The sequence below is a fragment of the Halobacterium yunchengense genome (assembly GCF_037031165.1).
In the GTDB taxonomy this organism is placed as follows: domain Archaea; phylum Halobacteriota; class Halobacteria; order Halobacteriales; family Halobacteriaceae; genus Halobacterium; species Halobacterium yunchengense.
Genome location: NZ_JAYEZL010000002.1, coordinates 658,488 through 680,369, shown reverse-complemented (window position 1 = coordinate 680,369; position 21,882 = coordinate 658,488). Strand labels below are relative to the sequence as shown.

The window sequence follows — 21,882 nt, the reverse complement described above, 5'->3', positions numbered from 1 at the left end:
GTATATATGCTCCAATGACGGATGCAGTGGGTGCAATTGTCCAGTCTATCGTCGTTTTCATATTGGCATTCATCGGAATCGCTGTCCTCGCCGCACTACCGTCAGTCGAAGGCACGTTCGCTGCTGAGGCTGCACAGTTCCGATTGACGACGGCTAATTTACTGGTACTCGCGGCAACAACACTGGGTGGCGTTTCCCTATTCATCATCGCAACGCTAGGGTCAATAGGACGATGACGGACGAAGTAGATTTTATCTGGAATCTGGTCTACGCCGGAATCTTCGTGGTCGTCATCGCGGTGTTCTTCGAGACGGTCGCGAGCACGGGGCTCGCCCCAGAACCAGGCGACCATTTCTACGTGGCGTGGCTGGACGTTACTCGGTACGGGGAGGCAGCCTTCGCCCTCGTCATTCCGGGGGCGGCGGGCGCGCTCTTCATTCTACGTGAGAAGCTCGACGGCGGCAGGTAACTGGTGCCGAAATTGGAACCGTCAGAATGAGAACGCAGAATAGGTTAGGTAGCCTGAGCCGACGAGGAATGCAACTGTGACGAGTCGCCAAAAGTTCCCGTCGAGAACTATATCTATACTGACGTTCTCTTCGGCCCATTTTCCAAGTCTTCTGAGTGCCGAATCTGCCTTTTGAACGAGTCCAAGACCACCTTTACCAACGAACAGGAGCAGTCCACCGGCGAGCTTCACAAAGAGATACAGAACAGACCCAAATCCAGATAGCAGACGAGTGATTGAGTCCTGGTCTGAGTTTTTGTCGTTGTCACCTCCTAGTGCCCAAGCTGTGACCCATACAGCGAACGCCACGATGAACCACCATTCTACAGGCAGGAGACCGAGGATATCTCCAAATATCTCACCTGACACGTCTCCGTGATATCACCCAGAGTAAAAATATCTTAGCGGGCCGTGTCGTATTTTGTGGGATTTCCTGATAGAGTCAGCTGCGCACCGGTCGCTGTGGTCACTGTTTGAATTCTTCTTCAAGTGAAGAACAACCAGTATATGAACCCACCATAGACACCCATCGTCGCCAAGTGGTGAGTATTCCCCTGCAGGAAACGACTCAGGTGCTGCGAGCCATACGCAAGATACCAGAATCCGATTAGATGACGAATAGCCATAATTGCAAACAGAAACAGCAGACCGCTTACAACGGGGTATCCAGTGAATGATAGAATCCAACTCACCACGCCGTATCCAATAGCGAGTACGATTCCAGTACCCACCAGTAGCTGTCCTACTCCCGAGTCACTCCCCACTTCCATTTCCATCTCCTCGACGAAACTCCGGAGAGTGTTCCACTTCTCCAAATCTTCATCCGGAATTACGTTCGGCGCATCCAATATTTTGTACGCGAATGTGAGGTAAGCTCTTGAAAGCGAACGTCGCAGCAACTCTGGGACAAGATTGTCTGCCTCATTAGCACCTCTCTGGAGCGCCATCCCCTTCGTGTAGAACGCTGCCCCCCACCAAATCATGTAGTCTCCAAAGACCAACTCTTGGATGATGACTACTCCCAGAACTCCAACGACCAGTATAGCTGAGAACACCCCCAGACTGGATTCTTGAAGTCCAACTGTCCTGAGAGATACGAGACTGACTTCAACGAGACAGACGATAGTCAAGAACTCTATAGGCTGGACAGTCGAATTCAATATCGAATCTGAGTCAGGAAATGGACTGCTAACCCCCATTCGTCGTACGAGAGTCAGAATCAACACCGCAACAGCACAAATAGTGACGATAAGAGAGTGTTCCGCTTGAGACCTTGAGGCGGCGAGTGTGCCGGTAGCAATGAGGGCCGTAAACGCAATCTCAAAATCAACGGACTCTGGTTGCGATTTATCGAAGATAATGTCGACTAGCCGAGTGGAGTCAGTCATTTCACGTATAACGTTTCTAGGGGCTCATGAAGTTGACTCCTTGATACTACTGAGTTAAGACTATATCTGGGTATTCGGCGTTCGCGGCCGGTTCAATAGTCATAGTACAGCTTTATCCGGCGTGTCGATGCACACCACCTCCAATGACTGACGACTGGGTCGCTGCTCCTGAGGACGCTGTTGCATACTGGTTCTCCCAAGAAGTCGGGCACCCGATTGAGTCTCTGGTTGTGTTAGATACGGACGACGAGACGATGACGGCGTCAATCAACTGGGTGGAGCGCGCTCAGGAGCTTCCAGATGGAGACCTGACTGAGGACGTGGACTGGGTGTCGTCCGCCGGCATCGGTCGCAAAGAGATTCACATCCCTTCCGTCTTTGAGGCGCTCGAACTCCACGAGAGCGACCTCGGAGAGTGCGACCGAGATGACTGTAGGGCTTCTGCCGACCAGTTCGTCCTCTGGGCAACTGCGTATTGGGAGTCGGGGAGCGAGGCTGTCTCGGATGTACAGCAGTACTGCGACCGTCACGTTCCACTATCCTGCCCGTTCCATAGAGGCGGCACGACGACCGGCGTCGACGCTCCCGGGTTCGGTTGGTCACCAGGGAAGTCGTGATTCTTCCAAGTGACCCCGGTCAGCCGTAGACCTCGGCGTGCGCTTCCCGTAGGTCGGCCATCACGTCCCCAACCTCGTCCTCGTCCAGATAGTATTCATATAGAGCTTCGTCTCCTGCTTCAAGGCGAGTTCCAACCTCGGAGAGCTTCTCCTCTCGGTCGGTCCCACTCTCAACGTAGATTTCTGCGTACATCGGCTCCACGCCGTCTTCGGAGAGGTCGAAGTCTACCTCTGCGTCAAACGTCTCACCGTTCAGTTCGACCGGGATGTTGAGGAAGAACCAGCAGATATGGTCACCCATCGCCGTGTCCGGATGAATTTCCTGCCCCACCTTCTCTTCGACCGATTCGCGGAACCGTTCGAGGTCTTCGTCGTAGGTTGGTTCTGGCACGTGTACACGCTTGGACGAGAGTCATATGAAGGTATTTGTGAAATTCTCCGTGTCGTATTTTGAGGAATCCTCCGACATTTTGGCATCGACGTTCCTGGGTTCGGATGGTCACCAGGGAAGTCGTGATTTCAGTCGCTCATAGAACAGCAACCCCTAGCGGTTGCGTTGTAAATTAACGGGCATCCGCTTACATCCTGTAAGCGACCAAGGGGGACTTATATAGGAGTACAGTTGCAAGCTACAACCACGATATGTCAACCAACATGAACGAGGTGACGGCCTACATTCGCAAATCCACAGCCGACCAAGAAGACGAACACCAGCGACAAGACATCGCCAACTGGCTTGACCAGCACGACCTCACGATTGGTGAGGTCGAGGTCTTCGCAGAGCAAGCATCCGGAGCTTCTGAAGACCGGGACGAGTTCCTCTCGCTCATCGAACGCATCGAGGACGGCGACTTTACCAATGTGGTCGTCTGGGAAATCAGCCGAATTGCACGGAAAGGCGTACTCGCCCAGCGTTTCTTCGACGCCTGCGAAGAAAACGAGGTCGTTATCAACGTCACCAACGGGAGCGTGCGCGAGGTCCACCCAGACGGAACAGGACGCCTTATCGCCGACATCATCGCCTCGGTCGCGGCCGAGGAGCGTCGGTCACTAATTCGTCGTACTCGCTCCGGTCAGCGTCGAGCGCGGGAAGCAGGAAAGTGGCTCGGTCAGGTCCCCGCCGGGTTCATTCGTGAGGACGGATACCTCCGCCCGAATCTCAACCCGGACTATGAGAATGATGAAACAGGGTACTTCGATATCGTCAAGGCGCTTGAAGCAATCTCCAACGGAGAGAGCTACAACAGTATAGCAGGACGCACGCCGAACGTGACCCGGCAGACGCTTGCGACTATTGACCAGAACGAGGAGCGTCGGTCGTGGTACGAAGATGAGCCTACGGCAAATGATAGTCGAGTTGAAGCTGCTCTTGACTCCCTCCGTACTGACTAACCAGCAGAGAACTCTTCCACGACAGTTTGCGTCGGGACAACCAAACCATCACAACTAGAGGTCTTACCAATGCACAGGATACACCCTGTGAACTCAGATGAATCGAGTTACGTGAAAATCACTCATTGTCCCAGTTATGGTAGTCCTCTGCAAGTCTCTTGTAAAGTTCATCGGCTTGTTCTCGAAGCTGCTGGAGTTCACTTCGGTCTTCTTCTGTTCTGGTCTCAATCGTGTCAATCGTGTCCTCGAAAAATTCCTCAACGTTCGGCCAATCTTCCTGAATTAGCTCTACCGGCTCGAAGTACGGTTTGTCGATATGGCCGAAGTGAGTGTCAAAATCTCTATCCTCACCGCTTCTATGTAAATCATCAACGTAGATAACGAGTGATGCAGAATTATCTAACTTCGATATTTTTGGCTGCAAGGGGAGAACATTTTCATGCTGAATGTAATGCCGCAAGCCGAGAGTAGTAAGTGATGATTCAAGTCGAAGATAATCGCCCCGGACTTCTCCCAGTTCTCCACGGTAATTCTCCCCCACGCCGTCTTGGAGAGACTTTTGCTGCTCAACTAGACTGAACAAACCAGATAGGTAGTGATGGAGTCGACGTTCAAATTCGAAAACATACCCTTGAGACCGGAGTTGGTCTCCAAGTTCTGTAGCGGGTGGAACATCCATTTCATGGATGGCGATTAAGTCCTTGAAATCACTCTCAAGCGTGGTAAATCTCCACCTCAGTTTCTGGACTTGCTCCTCAACCCTACGACCGTGGTGTTCTCGGATTCTATCAAATATCGTCTCAACACTATCCTCGTCTGGCACCATACCAGAGAACGTGGAGAGGGAATATTATATTCTTCGCGGGGTATGAAAATAGTGATGGGGCAATTAATCGAGAGTCGCTTCCGCATCCTTGACTTCGATGAAGACGACGCCCAAATGACCGACATCGCTGACGTGGGTCAGCCCGTCTACGTCGCGAAGGAACTAGATGAGTACAGTCAGAGTCTCCAATCGAAGATTGACGACTTGGAGGTCGGCTATGTAGTTGAGGCCGAAATCCAAAGTGAGAGCGTGACCCGGCAGGACAGCTTTTGGAAGTTTGTTGACCTTAAGATTGTAGACCGGACACGATTTCATTTCATTGAGGATGCTTCAACTCATCCCGCTGTTGCAGACAAGCTGTTTGAGGGGGCGAAGAAATCTGACGGAAATAGTGCTCGGACAGCCCTCGCTTCAAATGGGGAACCGATAGGATACATCACGGTAGCTGAAACTCAAGGAGGTTCGTTCTGGTCTGGGCTAAGAATGGGCGTGAACTCGCACGAATTTGATTTGCAGAATTTGGAGGAACTAGATTCACCTCCGTTTGAGGCGATTTACACACGTGATTCTGAAGAAGGCAGGCTAGTTTTCTATCACTTTTGCGAGAAGGGGACGGAGATTGCTAAGACGATAATTTCTGCGAATTCTCCAACGGACTCGAACAGATAAGTAGCAAACGTTGGGAGGAGACTGGGCAGAAATCAATGTCAGATAGTACTTAGCGGCGGTTTTGAACGCTCTCTAGAGGTTATCGTCTGGCACCATTGGTGACGGGGTGTTGTCCGCTGGCCTCTCAGAGAGGGGTTTGCGTCGGCACAATTGCGTCGGCGCAACTCCGATTCTTACCAACGACGACTGTCTCGGATGGAATCAAAGACCTACCGGATAGCGATTGCTATCGCTGGAATAGAATAGAGAACGACGGGCAAGGAACCCGCCCGCCGAACCACCAAGATGTCTACTCCAGCATCACGGACCCGACTACTGCTGGCGGATACTGGACAACATTATATAATATTCCCGACACTATATGTCCATCGGTGGTGGGGGTGGTGAAACAGACCCCCTCCCAACCCCCCGGAATTCTACCGAAAATAAGAGGTGGAACCCCTCTACTTCCAGATTCATTTGTTATGGTGGGGGAGGGGGGTGGTTAGGGGAGTCTAGTGGAGATTCTGATTGTTATTTGTTAACAAATGTAAGATGTGGAAGTCAAAATCCCAAGAGTAGAGAGCTATCGTTGACCCCCTCCCCCCAGTTCTACCAATCAGTTTATGTATGGTCGCTTTCTCAGACGCTCTCTCAATGGATTTGAGGGGGGGCATATAGGGGTGGTTGGGGGGTTCGACCAGCCCGTGTTTGTATCGGATTGGCGACATACTTATGAGATGGCTCGGGTTTATGTCAATTATGACATCAACCAAGATGTCTTCAGAGACTGATGTATCGTCCTCCGACGTAACGGAGGTGAACAATCCCTTGCTGTACGGAGCACAGTCCAACGCCCCGAATTCGACTTCAAGGTTCGCGGACCTCCTTGACGGAGTCCACGCTGAGGATGGTGTTGTGGAGGTATCCTCACCCGACATAGTCGAGAGTGGGTCTGAAGAGATTCTGGAGGAGATTATTAAGGAACCGGATGAGTGTCTCTTCCACTATGAGGTCGCTGCGAGAGTCCTCGGAGAAGGGTCGGAGGAACTCCGTCTAGTCGGTGAACTCCCGACGCATCAGCGAATCGAGGACCTCCGAGCAGACTCAATCGGTACACTGGTTTCGATTGAGTGTCGGGTGATGGACCGAACGGACCAGTACTCTCGGCACATCATCGCTAAGTTCCTGTGTCGTGACTGCGGCGCGCAGATTGACCGGCGGCAGTCGCGGGCTGCTGGCGACCTTGAGTATCCGAATGAATGCTATTCCTGTGAGAACAAGTCTACGAAGGTCTTCAAGCACCTTCCAGAACAGGGGGAGGTCGTCGACCGCCAGCAGGTCATCGTCCAAGACCTTCACACACACTCCTCAACGCCGAATCCGACAGACATCCGAGCGGACCTCCATAACGGTCTCGTGAATGAAGTTGAGGCTGGGGAGACAGTCACGTTGACTGGGATTCTGCGTGCGACGGCGGACGACGACAAGGACTCTGACCTCTACATTCAGGCGACTGGCATCGAGCATCACGACCGAGGGTATTCTGGCGTTGAACTGACGGAGGAGGACATTGCCGAGAACGAGCGGATTGCGTCCCAGGATGACGCTATCGGCGCGCTCGCGGACAGCATCGCGCCGACGATTAAGGGTGACTATAAGCTCGCGAGGATGGCTGCGTTACTCCAGCTTGTCGGTGGTGTTCGCCGTGGGTTGGATGACCAGAAGGAGCGTGAGCAAATCCACGTCGCCTTCGTGGGTGACCCTGGTACCGGGAAGTCCGATATCGCAAAGTACGTATCTGAAATCGCACCGAAGTCTGTCTATCAGAGTGCGGACAACGCTACGCAAGCGGGACTGACTGCGTCCATTTCGTACGAGGAGCAGTTCGATTCTACGAAAGCTACGCTTTCGGGAGGTGCTCTGGTTCGGGCGGACGGTGGCCTCGCGGTAATCGACGAATTGGACAAGGGTTCGGAGAGCGTTCGGAACTGTCTGCAAGAGCCGCTTTCGGAGCAGGAAGTTTCGGTCGCGAAGCACAACATTCGGGCGACGTTGCCGACTCGGTGCGCAACCCTCCTTGTCGCAAATCCGGTGGACTCCCGCTTCGACCTCTACGAGCCGCTGAAGCACCAAATCAACGTGAACGAGGTTATCTGGGACCGTATGGATATCATCGTCCCGTTCATCGACCGACCGGATGCGGAACGGGACGCCGAGATTGCGAAGTCAGTCCTTGACCGGGCACAGGGCGTCACCGGGGACTACATCTCGCCGGAACGGATGATGAAGTACGTTGCACACGCTCGAAGTCTTGACCCTGACCTGACGGACGAGGCATACGATATCCTGCACGATGCGTGGGTTGACTGGCGTGAGGATTCGAACGAAGTTCGAACGGCGGTCGGGGTGCGGAAGCTCTACGCACTCCGTCGTCTCGCAGAGGCCTCGGCTCGTCTTCGCCTCTCCGAGGAAGTGACGGTTGGTGACGCCGAGCGGGTCGTCCACCTGATGGAGACGTGGATGGGCGCGCTGATGACGAACGAGAATGGAAAGCTCGACCGAGACGTTCTTGCAGGGTCGGCGTCGGCTCCGGAGCGAGAACTGAAGCAGACCGTCCGTCGAGTGATTGACGACATTGGTACTGGTGGGGCAGCCCCGCGAGACGAGGTCGTCGATGCTGTTGAAATGAAGGGGGATGAGGACCGAGAGGCGATTCAGCAGGAGATTAACGGTTGGATTGGCAACCCAGCGGGCTCGGGCTTCAAACAGGAGGATGGCCACCTGTTCAAGGGTGATTTCTCGTGAGCGCCTCGGTTGATGAGTCGCCGTTCGTGTTCTTCAATGGTGACGTAGACCCTCGTCCTCGTGGACGGGCGGTGATTGCTGACCGTCGCATTATTGTTCGCCTTGAACCGCACGTGGAGGTGGGTGGTGACCGTGTTGGCGTCGTAAAGTTCGGGTCGGATGCGGAGTGGGTCCGGCGAGCGTTCGACGATTTCGTGCTGCCATCGGATTCGGATTCGGCGGCCCTGGTCCGTGTTGAGGACCTCCGAGGTCTGGTGACGTACTGTGCAGAATGTGGGGTGGAGGTCGTTGTGGACCGCGAGTTCTGGACGTACGCAGAGCTTCTTCACTGACCGTTACTCTGCGTCGACGGCCACGACCCTCCCGTCGTAAATTGCAAACATTTTGGCGGACCTGATGTGCTTGCATTCCATTTCTAGCAGAGTACCAAGCTTGGGGTCGGTCTTGTTCTTCTCCCATTCTTCGCACTCGCATTCAGCGCCGTCCCACCGCCGAACGGCTTCTTCCGGGGCACGGCGGAGTGTGACGGTCATCGCACCGACTCGGTAGTGTTCATCGTCGTCGGTCATCTGTTACCAACGACGTTCGACCAGAACTTCAAACAGGAATCTTATTCCGAAGATTAATGGGCGGAATGATAGCCAATGGGCGGGGTTGGCGTCCGTCCCCGTATGGATTCCACACAGTCACTCAACTTTGAAGAACGCCACTACGTGGCGTGTCCAAACGACGAGAATTGGGTTCGGTGCAAATTCTGTAACGAGAAGGTGTTCGCGGGGGAGAATCGCCTTGACATAGAACGCCACGAGGAGCGTTGTGAGTGGCGTTAGATTCGCGGAGCGTACTTCTTCTCAGCTTCCCGGATGTCGTCCTTCCGGAACTTCAGGTACTTCCGTGTTTGCTCAATGTCGGCGTGTCCCATCAACTCTTGAAGGTAGACGATGGGCATCCCTTGCTTCACTCGGTGAACAGCGTAGCTGTGACGGAATGAGTGGGCCGTAACACGGTATCGTTTGCGACCGGAGGCATCCTCCCAAAGTTCATCTTGAACACCAGCATCGGTTGCGATTTCGTCGATGATTTCAGTTACTCGTTTAGGCTGAGGGTGGTCGGCCTGCTTCGAAACGATGAGGTGGGACGAACTATCGGAAGACATGTACTTATTCCGAGCACCCCGGTCAAGCCAGTCACGGAGCGTTCGCTCCATTCGGCGGCTATAGTAGACAGTACGAGATTTAACATCAGAGGTTCGTCCTTGCTTCCCGGTCTTGATGGTGATTTCCCGTTTATCTCTATCAAGGTGGGCCTCTACCTCGATGTTCACAGCCTCCTCCGCTCGGACACCGCAGTTCCACAATAACCGTAAGAGAAGCTCATCCCGAACCCGAGAACAGGCGTCCAGCATCGCCTCGTATTCCTCTGGCTCTAAATAGCGAACCTCGGCGTATTCATCCATGATGGTGCCGGTCAAATCACTCGTATCAACATCCTCCACGGGATTCTCGTCCACATGGTTCCGCTTTTTAAGGTACTGATAGAGCGCAGAGATGTCGTAGATTTTGTTTCGAACGGTACGAGGTGCGAACCCCTCTCCGCCCTCGTCGTCCAGCATGTAGTCAATCCAATCCTCAACAAGCCACTCGTCTGCCTCAAATAGGGATGAGCCATTCCTACGGCACCACTCATCGAACTGTGCCGCCGCAATGCGGCGATTCTTGAGGGTGTGCGGTGATTGACGAGCACGGACTCGACGGAGGTATTTACTAACAGCTATGGCTACTTCGATTGAGGTTGCTTGACTACTCATCTGACCTCCTCACTGTGTCTTCGAGGTCCCGAACCTCTTCCTGGATGAGGTCGGAGTGGAATTCTACTATGTCTTCAACAGTCTCTTCGTCTAGCTGAGATTGTTCGAGAGACTCGAATGCTTCATTCGCGAAGTTCAAACGAGATTCAAACCGTTCAAATTCAGCGAGGATTTCGTCGAACCGACTCTCCATCTGCTCGGGAAGCTCCGATTCCGAATTCGTATCCTCAATGAACTTCTCTACTGCCGTTCTGATGAGGTCTGAGCGGTCATCAATGCCAGACTGTTTTTCGGCGAAGCCATCCCAGCGTTCTTTTTGCTCGCCGGAAACAACGAGTTGTATGCGCTCTCCCACGTTGAACCAATTGTTGAACAAATCACTTAACTCTATACACATGGAATACACACGATATGACTGATTGGACGGAGAAGTATCGTCCGTCGTCGCTGTCGGAGGTCCGCGGGAACAACAAGGCCCGGGACGCCCTCAGGGAGTGGGCGGACACCTGGGAGGACCACCGCGAGGCCGTCGTCCTGCACGGGAGTCCGGGCGTCGGGAAGACGTCGGCGGCGCACGCGCTCGCGAACGACGAGGGCTGGGACGTCGTCGAGCTGAACGCCTCGGACCAGCGCACCGCGGACGTCGTCGAGCGGGTCGCCGGCGAGGCGGCGAAGTCGGGGACGCTCACGGGGGGGACGGGCGGCCGGAAGCTCGTCGTGCTCGACGAGGCGGACAACCTCCACGGGAACGTCGACCGCGGGGGCTCCGCGGCCATCACGCGGCTCGTGAAGGAGGGCACCCAGCCCATCGTCCTCATCGCGAACGAGTACTACGACATGAGTTCGGCGCTGCGGAGCGCGTGCCGGGACGTCGAGTTCCGGGACGTCTCGAAGCGCTCGATCGTCCCCGTGCTGCGGGACATCTGCCGCCGCGAGGACGTCGAGTACGACGAGGCCGCCCTGGAGGCCATCGCCGAGCAGAACTCGGGGGACCTGCGGTCGGCGGTCAACGACCTGCAGGCGCTCGCGGAGACCGACCGCCGGCTCACGGTCGACGACGTGGTGATGGGCGAGCGCGACCGCAGCGAGGGCGTCTTCGACTTCCTCGACGGCGTCGTGAAGCACCTCGACGCGGAGGCCGCGCTGCAGTCGGCGTACGACGTCGACGAGACGCCGGACGACCTCATCAACTGGGTGGAGGACAACGTCCCGAAGGACTACTACGGCGAGGAGCTGGCGGTCGCCTACGAGTTCCTCTCGAACGCGGACGTCTGGCTGGGGCGGGTGCGCGCCACCCAGAACTACTCGTACTGGCGGTACGCGACGGACAACATCGCGGCGGGCGTGGCGGCGGCGCGTCGGAACGACCACGGCGGCTGGACGCGGTACGGGCCGCCGTCGTACTGGCGGAAGCTCGGGAGCTCGCGCGCCACGCGGGAGAAACGCGACTACGTCGCGCGGAACGTCGCCGAGGTGTCGGGCACCAGCATGTCGACGGCGCGCCGCGAGGTCGTCCCCTTCCTCGCGGCGATGACCCACCACTGCAAGAACCGCGAGCTCACCGTGGCGATGACCGCGGCCTACGACCTCGACGCCGAGCACGTGTCGTTCGTCACGGGCTCCGGCGAGACGACGAACAAGGTCCAGTCAATCGTCGAGGACGCCGAGGCGCTCCGCGAGGAGCGCGCGGTCGAGCACTCGGGCGGCGCGTTCGAGGGGCAGGCGTCCGTGGACGCCGACGTCGGGGACGACGCCCAGGGCGTGGCCGCGGAGGCCGGAGGCGACACCGAGCAGGCTGCCAGCGGCGGGGACGCGGCCGTGGCTGCGGACGACGCGGACGCGAGCGGGGAGGCAGCCGACGCGGACGGAGCGGACGACGGCGACGACGACCAGGCGGGCCTGGACGACTTCTTCTAGTCGGCCGTCGCGGCCGCGGTCGGGCCGTCGGTCGGGAGGCGCGCGGCGACGACGAGGAGCGCGCCGACGGCGGCGGTGAGCGCGTAGTAGGTCAGCTGGACGGCGGCGGAGAACTGCACGATCCCGGTGCCGAGCAGGATCTGGACGGTGACCAGCCAGGCGGCGGCGCCGGCGGCGGTGGCGGCACGCGCGGCGTCGCGGCGGCGCCCCCACGTCCACGCGGCGAGCGCGGCCGCGAACACGACCAGTTCGAACGCGTGGTGGGCGAGCTGGACGCGCGTGCCGTACACCGCGAAGACGGTGTTGCGGCTGAACGCGAGCACGAGCGGGAGCGCCGCGAGGCCGGCGACCGCGGCCGTCCGGACTCGCCCGACGCCGAGGCCGGCGAGCTCCCGCATGCGGAGGGTCGTGTAGACGAGCGTGCCGAAGATGGCGAGCGCGGCGAGGTGGTGGACGGCCTGGGTGAGCGGCATGTACCCCCAGGGGACGAGGCCGCTGAACGTGACGGTGGTGCCGCCGAGGACCACCTGGAGCGGGAGGAGCACGACCGCGAGGACGCCGCCGAGCTTGACGTCCCGCTCGTCGAAGCGCCGCCACGCGAGGACGCCGGTGCCGAGGATGAAGAAGCCGACGACCATCGCGACGGCGCGGTGGAGCCACTCGATGAAGTCGTGCAGCGGCAGGCCGAACGGGAGCAGTTGTCCGTTGCAGTACGGCCACTCCAGGCCGCAGGTCGCGCCCGACGCGGAGACGGCGGTGAACTCCCCGAGCAGGATGAGCGCGAACGTGAGCGCGGTCGTCGCGACCGCGAGCTGGTACGAGCGGCGGGCCATACCGGGAGCTATCGGCGCTCGGTACGTAGGGCTGTCGTCTCGTCCGCGCGCGTGCGAGCTCGAGGACGACGCAGACGGCGGCCGGGTTTCGACGACCGTCGAAGCAACATTCGACGCGTTGGGACAGGTTTTTGCCGGTCGCCGCGGCACGGGAGGACATGGGACTGGACGACGACTCGCTGGAGTACCACGCCAGCGACCCGCCAGGGAAAATCGAGATCTCCACGACGAAGCCCACGAACACGCAGCGGGACCTCTCGCTGGCGTACTCCCCGGGGGTCGCGGCGCCGTGCCGCCGCATCGCCGAGAACCCCGAGGACGCGTTCACGTACACCGCGAAGGGCAACCTCGTCGGCGTCGTGTCGAACGGGTCGGCCGTCCTCGGCCTCGGCGACATCGGCGCGCAGGCCTCCAAGCCCGTCATGGAGGGGAAGGGCGTGCTGTTCAAGCGGTTCGCGGACATCGACGTCTTCGACGTCGAACTGGACCAGGACACCGCCGACGAGATCGTCGAGTCGGTGTCCGCGATGGAGCCGACGTTCGGCGGCGTCAACCTCGAGGACATCAAGGCCCCGGAGTGCTTCGAGATCGAGACGCGCCTCCGCGAGGAGATGGACATCCCCGTCTTCCACGACGACCAGCACGGCACCGCGATCATCTCCGGCGCCGCCCTCCTGAACGCCGCCGAGATCGCGGGCAAGGACCTCGAGGACCTCGAGGTCGTGTTCTCCGGCGCGGGCGCCTCCGCCATCGCCAGCGCGAAGTTCTACGTCTCCCTGGGCGTCCGCCGCGAGAACGTCACGATGTGTGACTCCTCGGGCGTCATCACCGAGGACCGCGACGTCAACGAGTACAAGGCCGAGTTCGCCAGCCCCGCCGACGAGGCCGGCGACCTCGCGGACGCCATGGAGGGCGCCGACGTGCTGGTCGGCCTCTCGGTCGGCGGCATCGTCGACCAGGAGATGGTGCAGTCGATGGCCGACGACCCCATCGTCTTCGCGATGGCGAACCCCGACCCCGAGATCGGCTACGAGGCCGCGAAGGACGCCCGCGACGACACCGTCATCATGGCGACCGGGCGCTCGGACTACCCGAACCAGGTGAACAACGTCCTCGGGTTCCCGTTCATCTTCCGGGGCGCCCTGGACGTCCGCGCGACCGACATCAACGAGGCGATGAAGGTCGCCTGCGCCGAGGCGCTCGCGGACCTCGCGAAACAGGACGTCCCGGACGCCGTCGTGAAGGCCTACGGCGACCAGCCGCTGCAGTTCGGCCCCGACTACATCATCCCGAAGCCCCTCGACCCGCGCGTGCTGTTCGAGGTCGCGCCGGCCGTCGCCGAAGCAGCCATCGAGTCCGGCGTCGCTCGCCGCGACCTCGACCTCGAGGCGTACCGCGAGGAACTCGAGGCGCGCCTCGGGAAGAGCCGGGAGATGATGCGCATCGTCCTGAACAAGGCCAAGAGCGAGCCGAAGCGCGTCGCGCTCGGCGAGGGCGACGACGAGAAGATGATCCGCGCCGCCTACCAGATGGCCGAGGAGGGAATCGCCGAACCCGTGCTCATCGGCGACCGCGACACCATCCACGGCGTCGTCTCCGGACTCGGCCTCGACTTCGACCCCGAGATCGTCGACCCCAACGAGGGCGACCACGAGGCGTACGCCGAACGCCTCTACGAACTCCGCCAGCGCAAGGGCGTCACGCGCAGCGAGGCGGAGTCGCTCGTGAAACGCGACCCGAACTTCCTCGGGTCCACGATGGTGGAGGCCGGCGACGCCGACGCGTTCCTCACCGGCCTCACGCACCACTACCCGAGCGCACTCAAGCCGCCGCTGCAGGTCGTCGGCACCGCGCCCGACGCCAACTACGTCGCCGGCGTCTACATGCTGACGTTCAAGAACCGCGTCGTGTTCTGCGCGGACACCACCGTCAACCAGGACCCCGACGCCGACGTGCTCGCGGAGGTCGCCCAGCACACCGCCGAGCTCGCGCGCAGCTTCAACGTCGACCCCCGGGTGGCGATGCTGTCGTACTCGAACTTCGGCAGCGTCGACAACGAGGGCACCCGGAAGCCCCGGGAGGCCGCCGCGATGCTGCGCGACGACGACAGCGTCGACTTCCCCGTGGACGGCGAGATGCAGGCCGACACCGCGGTCGTCGAGGAGATCCTCGAGGGCACCTACGAGTTCAGCGAGCTCGCGGACCCCGCGAACGTCCTCATCTTCCCGAACCTCGAGGCCGGCAACATCGGCTACAAGCTCCTCCAGCGCCTCGGCGGCGCGGACGCCATCGGCCCGATGCTCGTCGGCATGGGCGAACCCGTCCACGTCCTCCAGCGCGGCGACGAGGTCAAGGACATCGTGAACCTCGCCGCCGTCGCCGTCGTCGACGCCCAGGAGGACACCGAGTAGCGAGCCCGCGCTGCCTAGTCGCTCGCGCGGCGGTCGCTGCGCGACGGCGGCGGCACCTTCGGGTCGCCGCCGGCGTCCTCGAAGGCGGGGAGCGGACAGCGCGCCGGCTCGTCGTTGACGTGCGCGTACTGGTCGGGTTCGTTCGCGAGCACGTGCGCGGGGTTCGTCCCGGAGTCGAGCTGGGCGGCACGGAGTTCCTCGAACCCGACGACGCGCGCGCGGATGCCCCGCCAGTGGTGGTCGGCGCCCCTGGGCGGCGAGAACTCCCGGATCGGCCGGTAGTCGTGGGCGCGCGCGGCGAGCACGGCGGTGTTCACGTCGCCCGCGAGGTCGTTGTGGTCGACGAGCACGCCGACGCGCGCGTCCCGGGGCGCACGCGCCGCGAGCACGTCGAGGCCGAGGTGGAGCGCGCGGTACTCGGCGACGTTGTTGTTCGGGGCCTCGTCCGGTACCGCGAGCCTGGCGACGCGGTCGCCCGTGCGCGTCTCGACGACGACGCCGAGACCGCTGCCGTCGCTGGAGTACGAGCCGTCGGTCGCGACGTAGAAGTCCCGCCGGTGGGACTCGGGGGGGTGGGCGATGTGTGGGGTCGGCGCGTCGTCGAAGAGGTCGCGGAGCTTCCTCCGGCCCACGGTGGCCATACGCCGAATTGCCGCTGGTGTGACTTAAGCGGTGCGCCGGTCCGCGGTCGCGTGCGCCGCCACCGGCCATCCACAAACGATAGGGAGCGCGGCCGCGACCGTTCGCGTATGCAGGTACGAGACCTGATGACGGCCGACGTCGAGACGGTCCACGAGGACGACGAGATCAGCGACGTCCTCCAGCAGCTCGCGCGGCGGAAGTTCACGGGCTTCCCCGTCGTGGACGACGACGACCGGCTCGTCGGCGTCGTCACCCAGCGGGACTTCGTGGAGCTGTTCCAGCCGAAGAGCCACACCGTCTGGATCCCCATCGGCCTGCCGCCGTTCCTGGAGACCCTCGACTACGGCATCGACCTCTCGTGGAACGAACTGGAGACCGAACTCGACCTCGCGAAGAACGCCGGCAAGCCCGTGAAGACCATCATGACCGGGGACGTGCTCACGGTCGGGCCGGACGCCAGCGTCGACGACGCGCTCGCCATCCTCGCCGCGGACGAGCGCGACGTCAACCGCGTCCCCGTCGTCGAGGACGACCGCATCGTCGGCATCGTCACGCGCCAGGACGTCCTGCGCGCGCTCCACGCGGAACGCGGCGGGGAGTGAGTCGCGGACCCGGCCGTCGAATCCGGCTACGCGGCGACCGCCTGTCCGCAGACCCGGACGGCACGCGCGGCGGCGCGTGCGTCGGGTCCGGCCGCGCCGACGACGGCCCGCCGGGCGGCCGCGGCAAAACGCGCACGGGTTCGAAAGCGTAAACGTCGCGCCCGCCGGAGCACCGACGTGACCAGCTACCGGGACGCAGCGCTGTTCCTCGCACTCGCCGCGGTCTGGGGGTCGGCGTTCGCCGCCATCAAGGCCGGCCTGAACGCGGGCTTCGAGCCCGTGCTGTTCGCCGCCGTCCGGTACGACGTCGCGGGCGTCCTCATGCTCGCGTACGCCGCCCACGCCGCCGACGACTGGCTGCCGCGGACGCGCGCCGACTGGACGGTCGTCGCGGTCGGCGCCGTCTTCCTCATCGCCGCCTACCACGCGTTCCTGTTCGTCGGCGAACAGCACACCACGAGCGCCGTCGCCGCCGTCGTGGTCAGCCTCAGTCCGGTCCTCACGACCGGGTTCGCGCGCGCCCTCCTGCCGTCCGAACGCCTCTCCGCGGTGGGGCTGGCCGGCCTCGCGCTCGGGCTCGTCGGCGTCGCCGTCCTCTCGGATCCCGACCTCTCGAACCTCCTCGACGGCGGCACCGTCGGCGTCCTGCTCGTGTTCGCGGCCGCCGCGTGCTTCGCGTTCGGGAGCGTGCTCACCCAGCGCGTCGACGACGGACTGGACGTCGAGACGATGGAGGCGTGGTCGATGCTCGGCGGCGCCGCCCTGATGCACGCCGCCAGCGTCGCCGTCGGCGAGACGCAGACGATTCCGGCCAGCACGGACGCGCTCGTGGCGCTGGCGTACCTCTCGGTCGCGTCGAGCGCCGCCGGCTTCCTCGTCTACTTCGAACTGCTGGACAGGCTCGGCCCCATCGAGATCAACCTCGTGAGCTACGTCGCGCCCGTGTTCGCGGCGGTCGTGGGGTTCCTCGCGCTCGGGGAGCCCATCACCGCCAACGTGGTCGCCGGCTTCCTCGTCATCTTCGCCGGCTTCTGCCTGCTGAAGCGCCGCGCGCTCGCGGCGGAGCTCCGGAGCGTCCGCACGACCTGGGGGTGACTACTTCGCGTCCGCGATGCGGTCGAACTGGCCGTCCGTCAGCGACACGTCCGCCGCCGCGAGGTTCTCCCGGAGCTGTTCTGGCGTCCGCGCGCCCGAGATGGGCGCGACGACGTCGTCGTGGTGGCACAGCCACGCCAGCGACACCTGCGCGGGCGACGCGCCGACCTCCGCGGCGACCGCCTCCACCTCCTCGAGCGCGTCGAAGTTCCGCGGCGTCAGGTAGGAGTCGACGAACTGCTGGTCGGTCGCCCCGCGGGTCCCCTCAGGCGGGTCCTCGCCGCGCGTGTACTTCCCGGTGAGGAACCCGCCAGCGAGCGGCGACCACGGCACCACGCCGACGTCGTAGTCCCGGCACATCTCGAGGTAGTTCCCCTCGACCTCGCGGTTCACGGCGTTGTACCGCGGCTGGGCGACGGTGAACGGCTCGTAGCCCTCCCGTCTCGCGATCTCGTTGGCCTTCGCGACCTTCCAGGCGTTCGGCTCGAACGTCGACGCGCCGAGGTAGTGCACGCGGCCGTCGCGGACGAACTCGTCGAGCGTGCGCATGAACTCCCGCGCGGGCGTGTCGTCGTCCCAGCGGTGGATGTAGAGGACGTCGAGGTAGTCCGTGCCGAGCCGGTCGAGGATGCCGTCGAGGCTGTGCCGGAGGTGCTTGCGGTTGAGGCCGCGGCCGTTCGGGTCGTCGCGGGTCGGCCAGTAGACCTTCGAGGCGACGACGAAGTCCTCGCGGTCGCGGTCGGCGAGCCACTCGCCGACGTAGCGCTCGGCGCGGCCGCTGCCGTACATGTCCGCGGTGTCGACGAAGCGGCCGCCGGCGTCGGCGTACGCGTCGAGGAGGGCGTGCGCGCGGTCGCGGCCGACCTCGACGTCGCCGGCGTCGTTCTCGCGGCCGAACCGCCACGTGCCGAACGCGACCTCGGAGACCTTCAGTCCGGTGCGGCCCAGGGGGACGGCGTCGAGACCCATACGGGGACCGACAGGGCGGCCCGAGTTAAGGGACCCGAACTCGCGTCGCCGCCCGGTCGCTGGACTCGCGCCGTCAGTTCGTGTTGTGCCGGTGGCCGAGCACGAGCGCGACGACGTGGAGGGCGACGAGCGCGGCGAGCGCGGTCTGTTCGGCGCTCGTCTCCGGGCCGGCGAGCACGAGCGGCGTGTACAGGAACGGCAACGCGATCGCCGCCCAGAACCCGGCGACCTCGAAGGGCTTCAGGAGGGTCGCGGACGCGGGCGTCTTCACGGCGTCCGACGCGGCTTCGGCGAGCGCGGAGCGGGAGGGAGTGGACATGTCGGGGGGCACCTCGTTACTCCATCCATGGACCGGCCACCCCATATAACGGCCAGACCGTTGCCCGGATTTCAGCACGTTTCACCCGGCCAGACCCGAGTTGCCGACGTTTCACGAGGCGACGAGAGGCCTCCAAACTGTTTACGGACGGCTCTGCGTCCGTTTCGGTGGATCGGGGGTGAACGTCACCAGCCGAGCCCTGGTGCGGTGGCGCGCCGAGGCGACCGCCCGCGTTAGCCGAGTTGCTAACGAACGCCGGTTCCGCTCCGTAAGCTGATACTACTCGACGGGACGCCGGAAATAGGAACCGTCTAACACCGCGCCAGGAGTGGGGACTCGCGGCTCGGTCGCAGTGGAACGAGTATGCCCGGGGAGGGTTTCGAACCCTCGACCTCCGCATGTCCCAGGTTCGAGGCTCGGCGGGCCTCGCGGACATGCCGAGCAACCACGTGGCGTGGGTTGCCGCACCGAAGCTCGGAACCCTATGAGTGCGGCGCTATGACCAGCTAAGCCACCCGGGCTCGATTCCGGCTAGGGCGAGGGTATTCTTTAACGTTCTCATCTGCGCTCGGCCACCCGCCGGGTTTAAGCCGAGCCGGTTGCTTCGAGCGTGTATGAACGTACCTGCGCTCGTGCAGTCCTCGCTCGGCGACGAGGACGTCGCCGCGCACGTCCCGCTGAAGGGCGAGGACGCCCTGTTCGTCACGCCGACGCGCACCATCGTCTACACGGCCGACGGCCTGCTGAGCGACGAGTCCGTCGACGAGTTCTCCCACGACGCGGAGGGCGTCGAGGTCAGCGAGGGCCGCCGGAAGGCCAAGGTCACCCTCGACTACGGCCTCGACGGCGACGAGACGTTCACGGTGCCGTCGGGGAAACTCGACGACGCCCTCCACCCGATTCTCGCGGGCGTGCTGAACGCCGCGGGCGTCACCCAGCCCGGCGAGACTGTCAAGCGGACCTACCGGTTCAGCGAACTCACCCTCGTCGTCACTAGCGACCGCGTCGTCAAGCACATCGGGAGCGCGGTCTGGGGGACCGACTTCGAGGAGATCGACTACGAGTCGGTGACCGGCATCGGCGTCGAGGACGGCAACGTCTCCAGCCAGCTCGTCCTGGAGACGAGCGAGCGAGCCCAGCGCATCAAGGCGCCGAACGAGCAGTTCCGGGACGTCCGCGAGACCGTCGAGGACGCCGTGTACGCGTACCACGACGCCGCGAGCGCCGAGGAGTTCGAGCGGATGACCGTCGACGAGGACGCCGACGCGGGGACCGAGGAGGTGTCGTTCGGCGGCGGCGTCGACCCCATCGACACCAGCGGCCTCGACGAGGACGCGGAGGGCGGCGAGGAGGCGGCCGCGGACTCGCCGGACGCCGGCGGCGACCCGGCGGACGCAGGGGCGGCGGAAGCGACGACCGGCGAGCCCACGGGCGCCGCCGGCGAGGGCGACGAGTTCGCGTCGAGCGGCTTCCAGACCGCCGCCGCGACCGTCGAGCCGCCGGTCGACCCCGAGGATCTGGACGCCGAACTGGACGCCCTCGAGGCCAGCGTCGCGGACCTCGCGGCGACCCTGGACCGCCAGCGCGAGGTCGCCGAACAGCACCGCGAGGCGGCCGAACGACACCTCGACGTCCTGGACGCCCAGGAGGCCGTCCTCGAGGAGCACCGCGAGCGCCTCGCGGCACTGCGGGCCCTCGCGGACGACGAGTAGCGCGGGCGGCGGCGCCGGGGCCGTCACGCCCTACTCGCGTCCGGTGACCTTCCGGATGCACGACGAGCCGAACGCGCCGAGTTCCCCGGCCTCGAAGTCGATGAAGTAGCCCGTGGAGATCGTGGCGCCGCAGCGCCGACACGAGAACTCTCCCTCCTTCGTGACGACGTCCGACTGGAAGGAGACGTAGCCGCCGCTCTGCGGGCGGACCTCGCCCGCGTCGCGCTCGATGACGCCGCGACGCTGGGCCTCCTCGAGGATCTCCCGGGTTTTCCGGGGGTGGGTGGTGACGGTCTCGAGGCGGTCGATGGCGGCCGCGACGGACAGCGACCCGAATTCGAGGTTCGCGAGGAGTTCCACGCCCACCGCCACGGGGTCGTCGAGGTCGCCGTGGGCGTCGAGGTGGTCGCCGCCGTGGGCGTCCCGGTGGTCGTCGCCGTCGGCCATGCGTTGTGGTGGGGCGACGGCGCGCTTAACGCTTGCGTGCGGCAGCGGTCCGGCGGCGAGCTGACGGCGGCGCGGCGGCGAGCGGACGGCGGACCGGCCGGACGGCCGCGGAAGGGAAAGCCACAAGCGCGGTGCCGCGGTAGCGGGCGGTCATGAAGCGGTACGCGGCCGGCGTCGCGGTCGCCGCGCTCCTGGTCGCAGCGGCGCTCGCGCGACCCGACCGCGCGTTCGGGGCGCTGCGCGTCGCGCTCGCCAGCCCCTGGTTCCCCGTCGTCCTGGTCGGCCTGTACGCGGTCCGGCCGCTGCTCGGGTGGCCGATCAGCCTCCTGTCGGCGCTCGTCGGCTTCAGGTACGGTCTCCTGGTCGGCGTGCCGGTGGCGCTCGCCGGCGCGGTCGCCACCAGCCTGCTCCCGTACGCTGCCGGCCGGTACGCACCCGCCGACGGCCGCCTGTTCGGCCGGTTCTCGGACGGCAGCGAGCGGTACTTCGACGCCGCCGGGCCGCTCCGGGGGCTGGTCGCCGCTCGCCTCGCCCCCACGCACCCCGAGCCGGTGTCCGCCGCCGCGGGCGCGGGCGGCGTCCCCCTCCGCGCGTTCGCGGCCGGCACGCTGCTCGGCGAGCTCCCGTGGGTGGTCGGCGCCGTCGCCGTCGGCAGCGGCCTCGACGCGTTCACGATGGCCGCGACCGACCTCGACACCGTCTACGTCGTGGGCGGTCTGGTCGTCGCGGGCGCCCTGCTCGCACCGGTCGCACACCGCGCGTTGCGGGCTAGAAGGTGAAGGGGTCGCCGCAGTCGACCACTACGCCGTGCTGCGGACAGACGTACTTGCAGTGGCGCCTGAACAGGTCGGCGCCGCACAGCGGGCACTGGCTGCCGCCGCGGTCGCCGGAGTCGTCGGCCCGCTCGCTCATGGCTGTCGGTGCGCGCGCGACGAGGAAAA

The 21,882-nt window shown here is 63.0% G+C and carries 26 protein-coding genes and 1 tRNA gene; 13 read left to right on the top strand and 14 right to left on the bottom strand.

Annotation, left to right across the window (positions count from 1 at the left end):
• Positions 1 to 14: 14 nt before the first annotated feature.
• On the top strand, positions 15 to 236 hold the full coding sequence (locus U5911_RS08855; RefSeq protein WP_336036653.1) for a hypothetical protein: 222 nt from the start codon (positions 15 to 17) through the stop codon (positions 234 to 236).
• Entirely contained in the window at positions 233 to 469 is a 237-nt protein-coding gene (locus U5911_RS08850; protein WP_336036652.1) for a hypothetical protein, read from the top strand. Before U5911_RS08855 ends, U5911_RS08850 begins: the two co-directional genes overlap by 4 nt.
• Before the next feature lie 21 nt (positions 470 to 490).
• Here U5911_RS08850 and U5911_RS08845 read toward each other — a convergent pair whose 3' ends face one another.
• Both U5911_RS08845 and U5911_RS08840 read right to left on the bottom strand, forming a co-directional pair.
• Positions 491 to 877, bottom strand: coding sequence for a hypothetical protein (locus U5911_RS08845; RefSeq protein WP_336036651.1), 387 nt, complete (start codon positions 875 to 877; stop codon positions 491 to 493).
• Positions 878 to 993: 116 nt separating this feature from the next.
• Positions 994 to 1,896 carry a hypothetical protein gene (locus U5911_RS08840; protein WP_336036650.1) on the bottom strand — a complete coding sequence of 301 codons (903 nt, stop codon included), beginning with the start codon at positions 1,894 to 1,896 and terminating at the stop codon, positions 994 to 996.
• A gap of 143 nt (positions 1,897 to 2,039) precedes the next feature.
• On the opposite strand from U5911_RS08840, the gene U5911_RS08835 reads away from it, so the two are divergent.
• Positions 2,040 to 2,513, top strand: coding sequence for a hypothetical protein (locus U5911_RS08835; protein ID WP_336036649.1), 474 nt, complete (start codon positions 2,040 to 2,042; stop codon positions 2,511 to 2,513).
• A gap of 19 nt (positions 2,514 to 2,532) precedes the next feature.
• Here U5911_RS08835 and U5911_RS08830 read toward each other — a convergent pair whose 3' ends face one another.
• A complete protein-coding gene (locus U5911_RS08830; RefSeq protein ID WP_336036648.1) occupies positions 2,533 to 2,904 on the bottom strand; it encodes a hypothetical protein in 372 nt (123 codons plus the stop codon).
• 251 nt (positions 2,905 to 3,155) lie between these two features.
• Between U5911_RS08830 and U5911_RS08825 the strand changes: the two genes are divergently transcribed.
• Entirely contained in the window at positions 3,156 to 3,905 is a 750-nt protein-coding gene (locus U5911_RS08825; RefSeq protein ID WP_336036647.1) for a recombinase family protein, read from the top strand.
• A gap of 118 nt (positions 3,906 to 4,023) precedes the next feature.
• Here U5911_RS08825 and U5911_RS08820 read toward each other — a convergent pair whose 3' ends face one another.
• Entirely contained in the window at positions 4,024 to 4,731 is a 708-nt protein-coding gene (locus U5911_RS08820) for a hypothetical protein (protein ID WP_336036646.1), read from the bottom strand.
• A 54-nt stretch (positions 4,732 to 4,785) separates the two neighbouring features.
• Between U5911_RS08820 and U5911_RS08815 the strand changes: the two genes are divergently transcribed.
• From U5911_RS08815 to U5911_RS08805, 3 genes are all read left to right on the top strand, one after another.
• Complete coding sequence (locus U5911_RS08815) at positions 4,786 to 5,400, top strand: hypothetical protein (RefSeq protein ID WP_336036644.1); 615 nt, start codon at positions 4,786 to 4,788, stop codon at positions 5,398 to 5,400.
• 741 nt (positions 5,401 to 6,141) lie between these two features.
• Positions 6,142 to 8,187 carry a minichromosome maintenance protein MCM gene (locus U5911_RS08810; RefSeq protein WP_336036643.1) on the top strand — a complete coding sequence of 682 codons (2,046 nt, stop codon included), beginning with the start codon at positions 6,142 to 6,144 and terminating at the stop codon, positions 8,185 to 8,187.
• Positions 8,184 to 8,519, top strand: a complete 336-nt coding sequence (locus U5911_RS08805) for a hypothetical protein (protein ID WP_336036642.1) — start codon at positions 8,184 to 8,186, stop codon at positions 8,517 to 8,519. The genes U5911_RS08810 and U5911_RS08805 overlap by 4 nt, the downstream gene beginning before the upstream one ends.
• A 3-nt stretch (positions 8,520 to 8,522) precedes the next feature.
• Here the strand turns inward: U5911_RS08805 and U5911_RS08800 are convergent, their stop codons facing one another.
• From U5911_RS08800 to U5911_RS08790, 3 genes are all read right to left on the bottom strand, one after another.
• On the bottom strand, positions 8,523 to 8,756 hold the full coding sequence (locus U5911_RS08800; RefSeq protein ID WP_336036641.1) for a hypothetical protein: 234 nt from the start codon (positions 8,754 to 8,756) through the stop codon (positions 8,523 to 8,525).
• 257 nt (positions 8,757 to 9,013) lie between these two features.
• Positions 9,014 to 9,994, bottom strand: a complete 981-nt coding sequence (locus U5911_RS08795; protein WP_336036640.1) for a tyrosine-type recombinase/integrase — start codon at positions 9,992 to 9,994, stop codon at positions 9,014 to 9,016.
• Positions 9,987 to 10,349 (bottom strand): hypothetical protein, encoded by a 363-nt coding sequence (locus U5911_RS08790; protein ID WP_336036639.1) that lies wholly within the window; start codon positions 10,347 to 10,349, stop codon positions 9,987 to 9,989. Before U5911_RS08790 ends, U5911_RS08795 begins: the two co-directional genes overlap by 8 nt.
• 56 nt (positions 10,350 to 10,405) lie before the next feature.
• Here U5911_RS08790 and U5911_RS08785 point away from each other — a divergent pair, with 56 nt between their 5' ends.
• Complete coding sequence (locus U5911_RS08785) at positions 10,406 to 11,911, top strand: replication factor C large subunit (protein WP_336036638.1); 1,506 nt, start codon at positions 10,406 to 10,408, stop codon at positions 11,909 to 11,911.
• On the opposite strand, the gene U5911_RS08780 is transcribed toward U5911_RS08785, so the two are convergent.
• Positions 11,908 to 12,744 (bottom strand): COX15/CtaA family protein, encoded by an 837-nt coding sequence (locus U5911_RS08780; RefSeq protein ID WP_336036637.1) that lies wholly within the window; start codon positions 12,742 to 12,744, stop codon positions 11,908 to 11,910. The two genes, U5911_RS08785 and U5911_RS08780, sit on opposite strands and share 4 nt — an antisense overlap.
• A 158-nt stretch (positions 12,745 to 12,902) precedes the next feature.
• Here U5911_RS08780 and U5911_RS08775 point away from each other — a divergent pair, with 158 nt between their 5' ends.
• Positions 12,903 to 15,155, top strand: a complete 2,253-nt coding sequence (locus U5911_RS08775; RefSeq protein ID WP_336036636.1) for an NADP-dependent malic enzyme — start codon at positions 12,903 to 12,905, stop codon at positions 15,153 to 15,155.
• A gap of 14 nt (positions 15,156 to 15,169) precedes the next feature.
• Here U5911_RS08775 and U5911_RS08770 read toward each other — a convergent pair whose 3' ends face one another.
• Positions 15,170 to 15,796, bottom strand: a complete 627-nt coding sequence (locus U5911_RS08770; RefSeq protein WP_336036635.1) for a ribonuclease H — start codon at positions 15,794 to 15,796, stop codon at positions 15,170 to 15,172.
• Between the two features lie 108 nt (positions 15,797 to 15,904).
• On the opposite strand from U5911_RS08770, the gene U5911_RS08765 reads away from it, so the two are divergent.
• Both U5911_RS08765 and U5911_RS08760 read left to right on the top strand, forming a co-directional pair.
• A complete protein-coding gene (locus U5911_RS08765; RefSeq protein WP_336036634.1) occupies positions 15,905 to 16,399 on the top strand; it encodes a CBS domain-containing protein in 495 nt (164 codons plus the stop codon).
• Between the two features lie 177 nt (positions 16,400 to 16,576).
• On the top strand, positions 16,577 to 17,494 hold the full coding sequence (locus tag U5911_RS08760; protein WP_336036633.1) for a DMT family transporter: 918 nt from the start codon (positions 16,577 to 16,579) through the stop codon (positions 17,492 to 17,494).
• Here the strand turns inward: U5911_RS08760 and U5911_RS08755 are convergent, their stop codons facing one another.
• The 3 genes from U5911_RS08755 to U5911_RS08745 form a co-directional block, all read right to left on the bottom strand.
• Positions 17,495 to 18,463, bottom strand: coding sequence for an aldo/keto reductase (locus tag U5911_RS08755; protein ID WP_336036632.1), 969 nt, complete (start codon positions 18,461 to 18,463; stop codon positions 17,495 to 17,497).
• Positions 18,464 to 18,536: 73 nt separating this feature from the next.
• Positions 18,537 to 18,782 carry a DUF8028 family protein gene (locus U5911_RS08750; RefSeq protein ID WP_336036631.1) on the bottom strand — a complete coding sequence of 82 codons (246 nt, stop codon included), beginning with the start codon at positions 18,780 to 18,782 and terminating at the stop codon, positions 18,537 to 18,539.
• Positions 18,783 to 19,146: 364 nt separating this feature from the next.
• Positions 19,147 to 19,303: transfer RNA gene (locus U5911_RS08745), tRNA-Met, on the bottom strand.
• Positions 19,304 to 19,396: 93 nt separating this feature from the next.
• On the opposite strand from U5911_RS08745, the gene U5911_RS08740 reads away from it, so the two are divergent.
• Positions 19,397 to 20,494, top strand: coding sequence for a DUF7115 domain-containing protein (locus U5911_RS08740; RefSeq protein ID WP_336036630.1), 1,098 nt, complete (start codon positions 19,397 to 19,399; stop codon positions 20,492 to 20,494).
• 30 nt (positions 20,495 to 20,524) lie between these two features.
• On the opposite strand, the gene U5911_RS08735 is transcribed toward U5911_RS08740, so the two are convergent.
• Positions 20,525 to 20,941 (bottom strand): DUF5830 family protein, encoded by a 417-nt coding sequence (locus U5911_RS08735; protein ID WP_336036629.1) that lies wholly within the window; start codon positions 20,939 to 20,941, stop codon positions 20,525 to 20,527.
• Positions 20,942 to 21,093: 152 nt separating this feature from the next.
• On the opposite strand from U5911_RS08735, the gene U5911_RS08730 reads away from it, so the two are divergent.
• Positions 21,094 to 21,720, top strand: coding sequence for a TVP38/TMEM64 family protein (locus U5911_RS08730; protein ID WP_336036628.1), 627 nt, complete (start codon positions 21,094 to 21,096; stop codon positions 21,718 to 21,720).
• Here U5911_RS08730 and U5911_RS08725 read toward each other — a convergent pair.
• Positions 21,710 to 21,853 carry an HVO_2523 family zinc finger protein gene (locus U5911_RS08725; protein WP_336036627.1) on the bottom strand — a complete coding sequence of 48 codons (144 nt, stop codon included), beginning with the start codon at positions 21,851 to 21,853 and terminating at the stop codon, positions 21,710 to 21,712. The genes U5911_RS08730 and U5911_RS08725 overlap by 11 nt on opposite strands.
• Between the last annotated feature and the right edge of the window lie 29 nt (positions 21,854 to 21,882).

Coding starts and splice junctions, on each gene's coding strand:
- U5911_RS08750 (WP_336036631.1), bottom strand. CDS start 18,782: ATGTCCACTCCCTCCCGCTCCGCGCTCGCCGAAGCCGCGTCGGACGCC.
- U5911_RS08775 (WP_336036636.1), top strand. CDS start 12,903: ATGGGACTGGACGACGACTCGCTGGAGTACCACGCCAGCGACCCGCCA.
- U5911_RS08795 (WP_336036640.1), bottom strand. CDS start 9,994: ATGAGTAGTCAAGCAACCTCAATCGAAGTAGCCATAGCTGTTAGTAAA.
- U5911_RS08820 (WP_336036646.1), bottom strand. CDS start 4,731: ATGGTGCCAGACGAGGATAGTGTTGAGACGATATTTGATAGAATCCGA.
- U5911_RS08725 (WP_336036627.1), bottom strand. CDS start 21,853: ATGAGCGAGCGGGCCGACGACTCCGGCGACCGCGGCGGCAGCCAGTGC.
- U5911_RS08840 (WP_336036650.1), bottom strand. CDS start 1,896: ATGACTGACTCCACTCGGCTAGTCGACATTATCTTCGATAAATCGCAA.
- U5911_RS08740 (WP_336036630.1), top strand. CDS start 19,397: ATGAACGTACCTGCGCTCGTGCAGTCCTCGCTCGGCGACGAGGACGTC.
- U5911_RS08785 (WP_336036638.1), top strand. CDS start 10,406: ATGACTGATTGGACGGAGAAGTATCGTCCGTCGTCGCTGTCGGAGGTC.
- U5911_RS08810 (WP_336036643.1), top strand. CDS start 6,142: ATGACATCAACCAAGATGTCTTCAGAGACTGATGTATCGTCCTCCGAC.
- U5911_RS08735 (WP_336036629.1), bottom strand. CDS start 20,941: ATGGCCGACGGCGACGACCACCGGGACGCCCACGGCGGCGACCACCTC.
- U5911_RS08835 (WP_336036649.1), top strand. CDS start 2,040: ATGACTGACGACTGGGTCGCTGCTCCTGAGGACGCTGTTGCATACTGG.
- U5911_RS08780 (WP_336036637.1), bottom strand. CDS start 12,744: ATGGCCCGCCGCTCGTACCAGCTCGCGGTCGCGACGACCGCGCTCACG.
- U5911_RS08855 (WP_336036653.1), top strand. CDS start 15: ATGACGGATGCAGTGGGTGCAATTGTCCAGTCTATCGTCGTTTTCATA.
- U5911_RS08770 (WP_336036635.1), bottom strand. CDS start 15,796: ATGGCCACCGTGGGCCGGAGGAAGCTCCGCGACCTCTTCGACGACGCG.
- U5911_RS08825 (WP_336036647.1), top strand. CDS start 3,156: ATGTCAACCAACATGAACGAGGTGACGGCCTACATTCGCAAATCCACA.
- U5911_RS08730 (WP_336036628.1), top strand. CDS start 21,094: ATGAAGCGGTACGCGGCCGGCGTCGCGGTCGCCGCGCTCCTGGTCGCA.
- U5911_RS08800 (WP_336036641.1), bottom strand. CDS start 8,756: ATGACCGACGACGATGAACACTACCGAGTCGGTGCGATGACCGTCACA.
- U5911_RS08755 (WP_336036632.1), bottom strand. CDS start 18,463: ATGGGTCTCGACGCCGTCCCCCTGGGCCGCACCGGACTGAAGGTCTCC.
- U5911_RS08765 (WP_336036634.1), top strand. CDS start 15,905: ATGCAGGTACGAGACCTGATGACGGCCGACGTCGAGACGGTCCACGAG.
- U5911_RS08850 (WP_336036652.1), top strand. CDS start 233: ATGACGGACGAAGTAGATTTTATCTGGAATCTGGTCTACGCCGGAATC.
- U5911_RS08815 (WP_336036644.1), top strand. CDS start 4,786: ATGGGGCAATTAATCGAGAGTCGCTTCCGCATCCTTGACTTCGATGAA.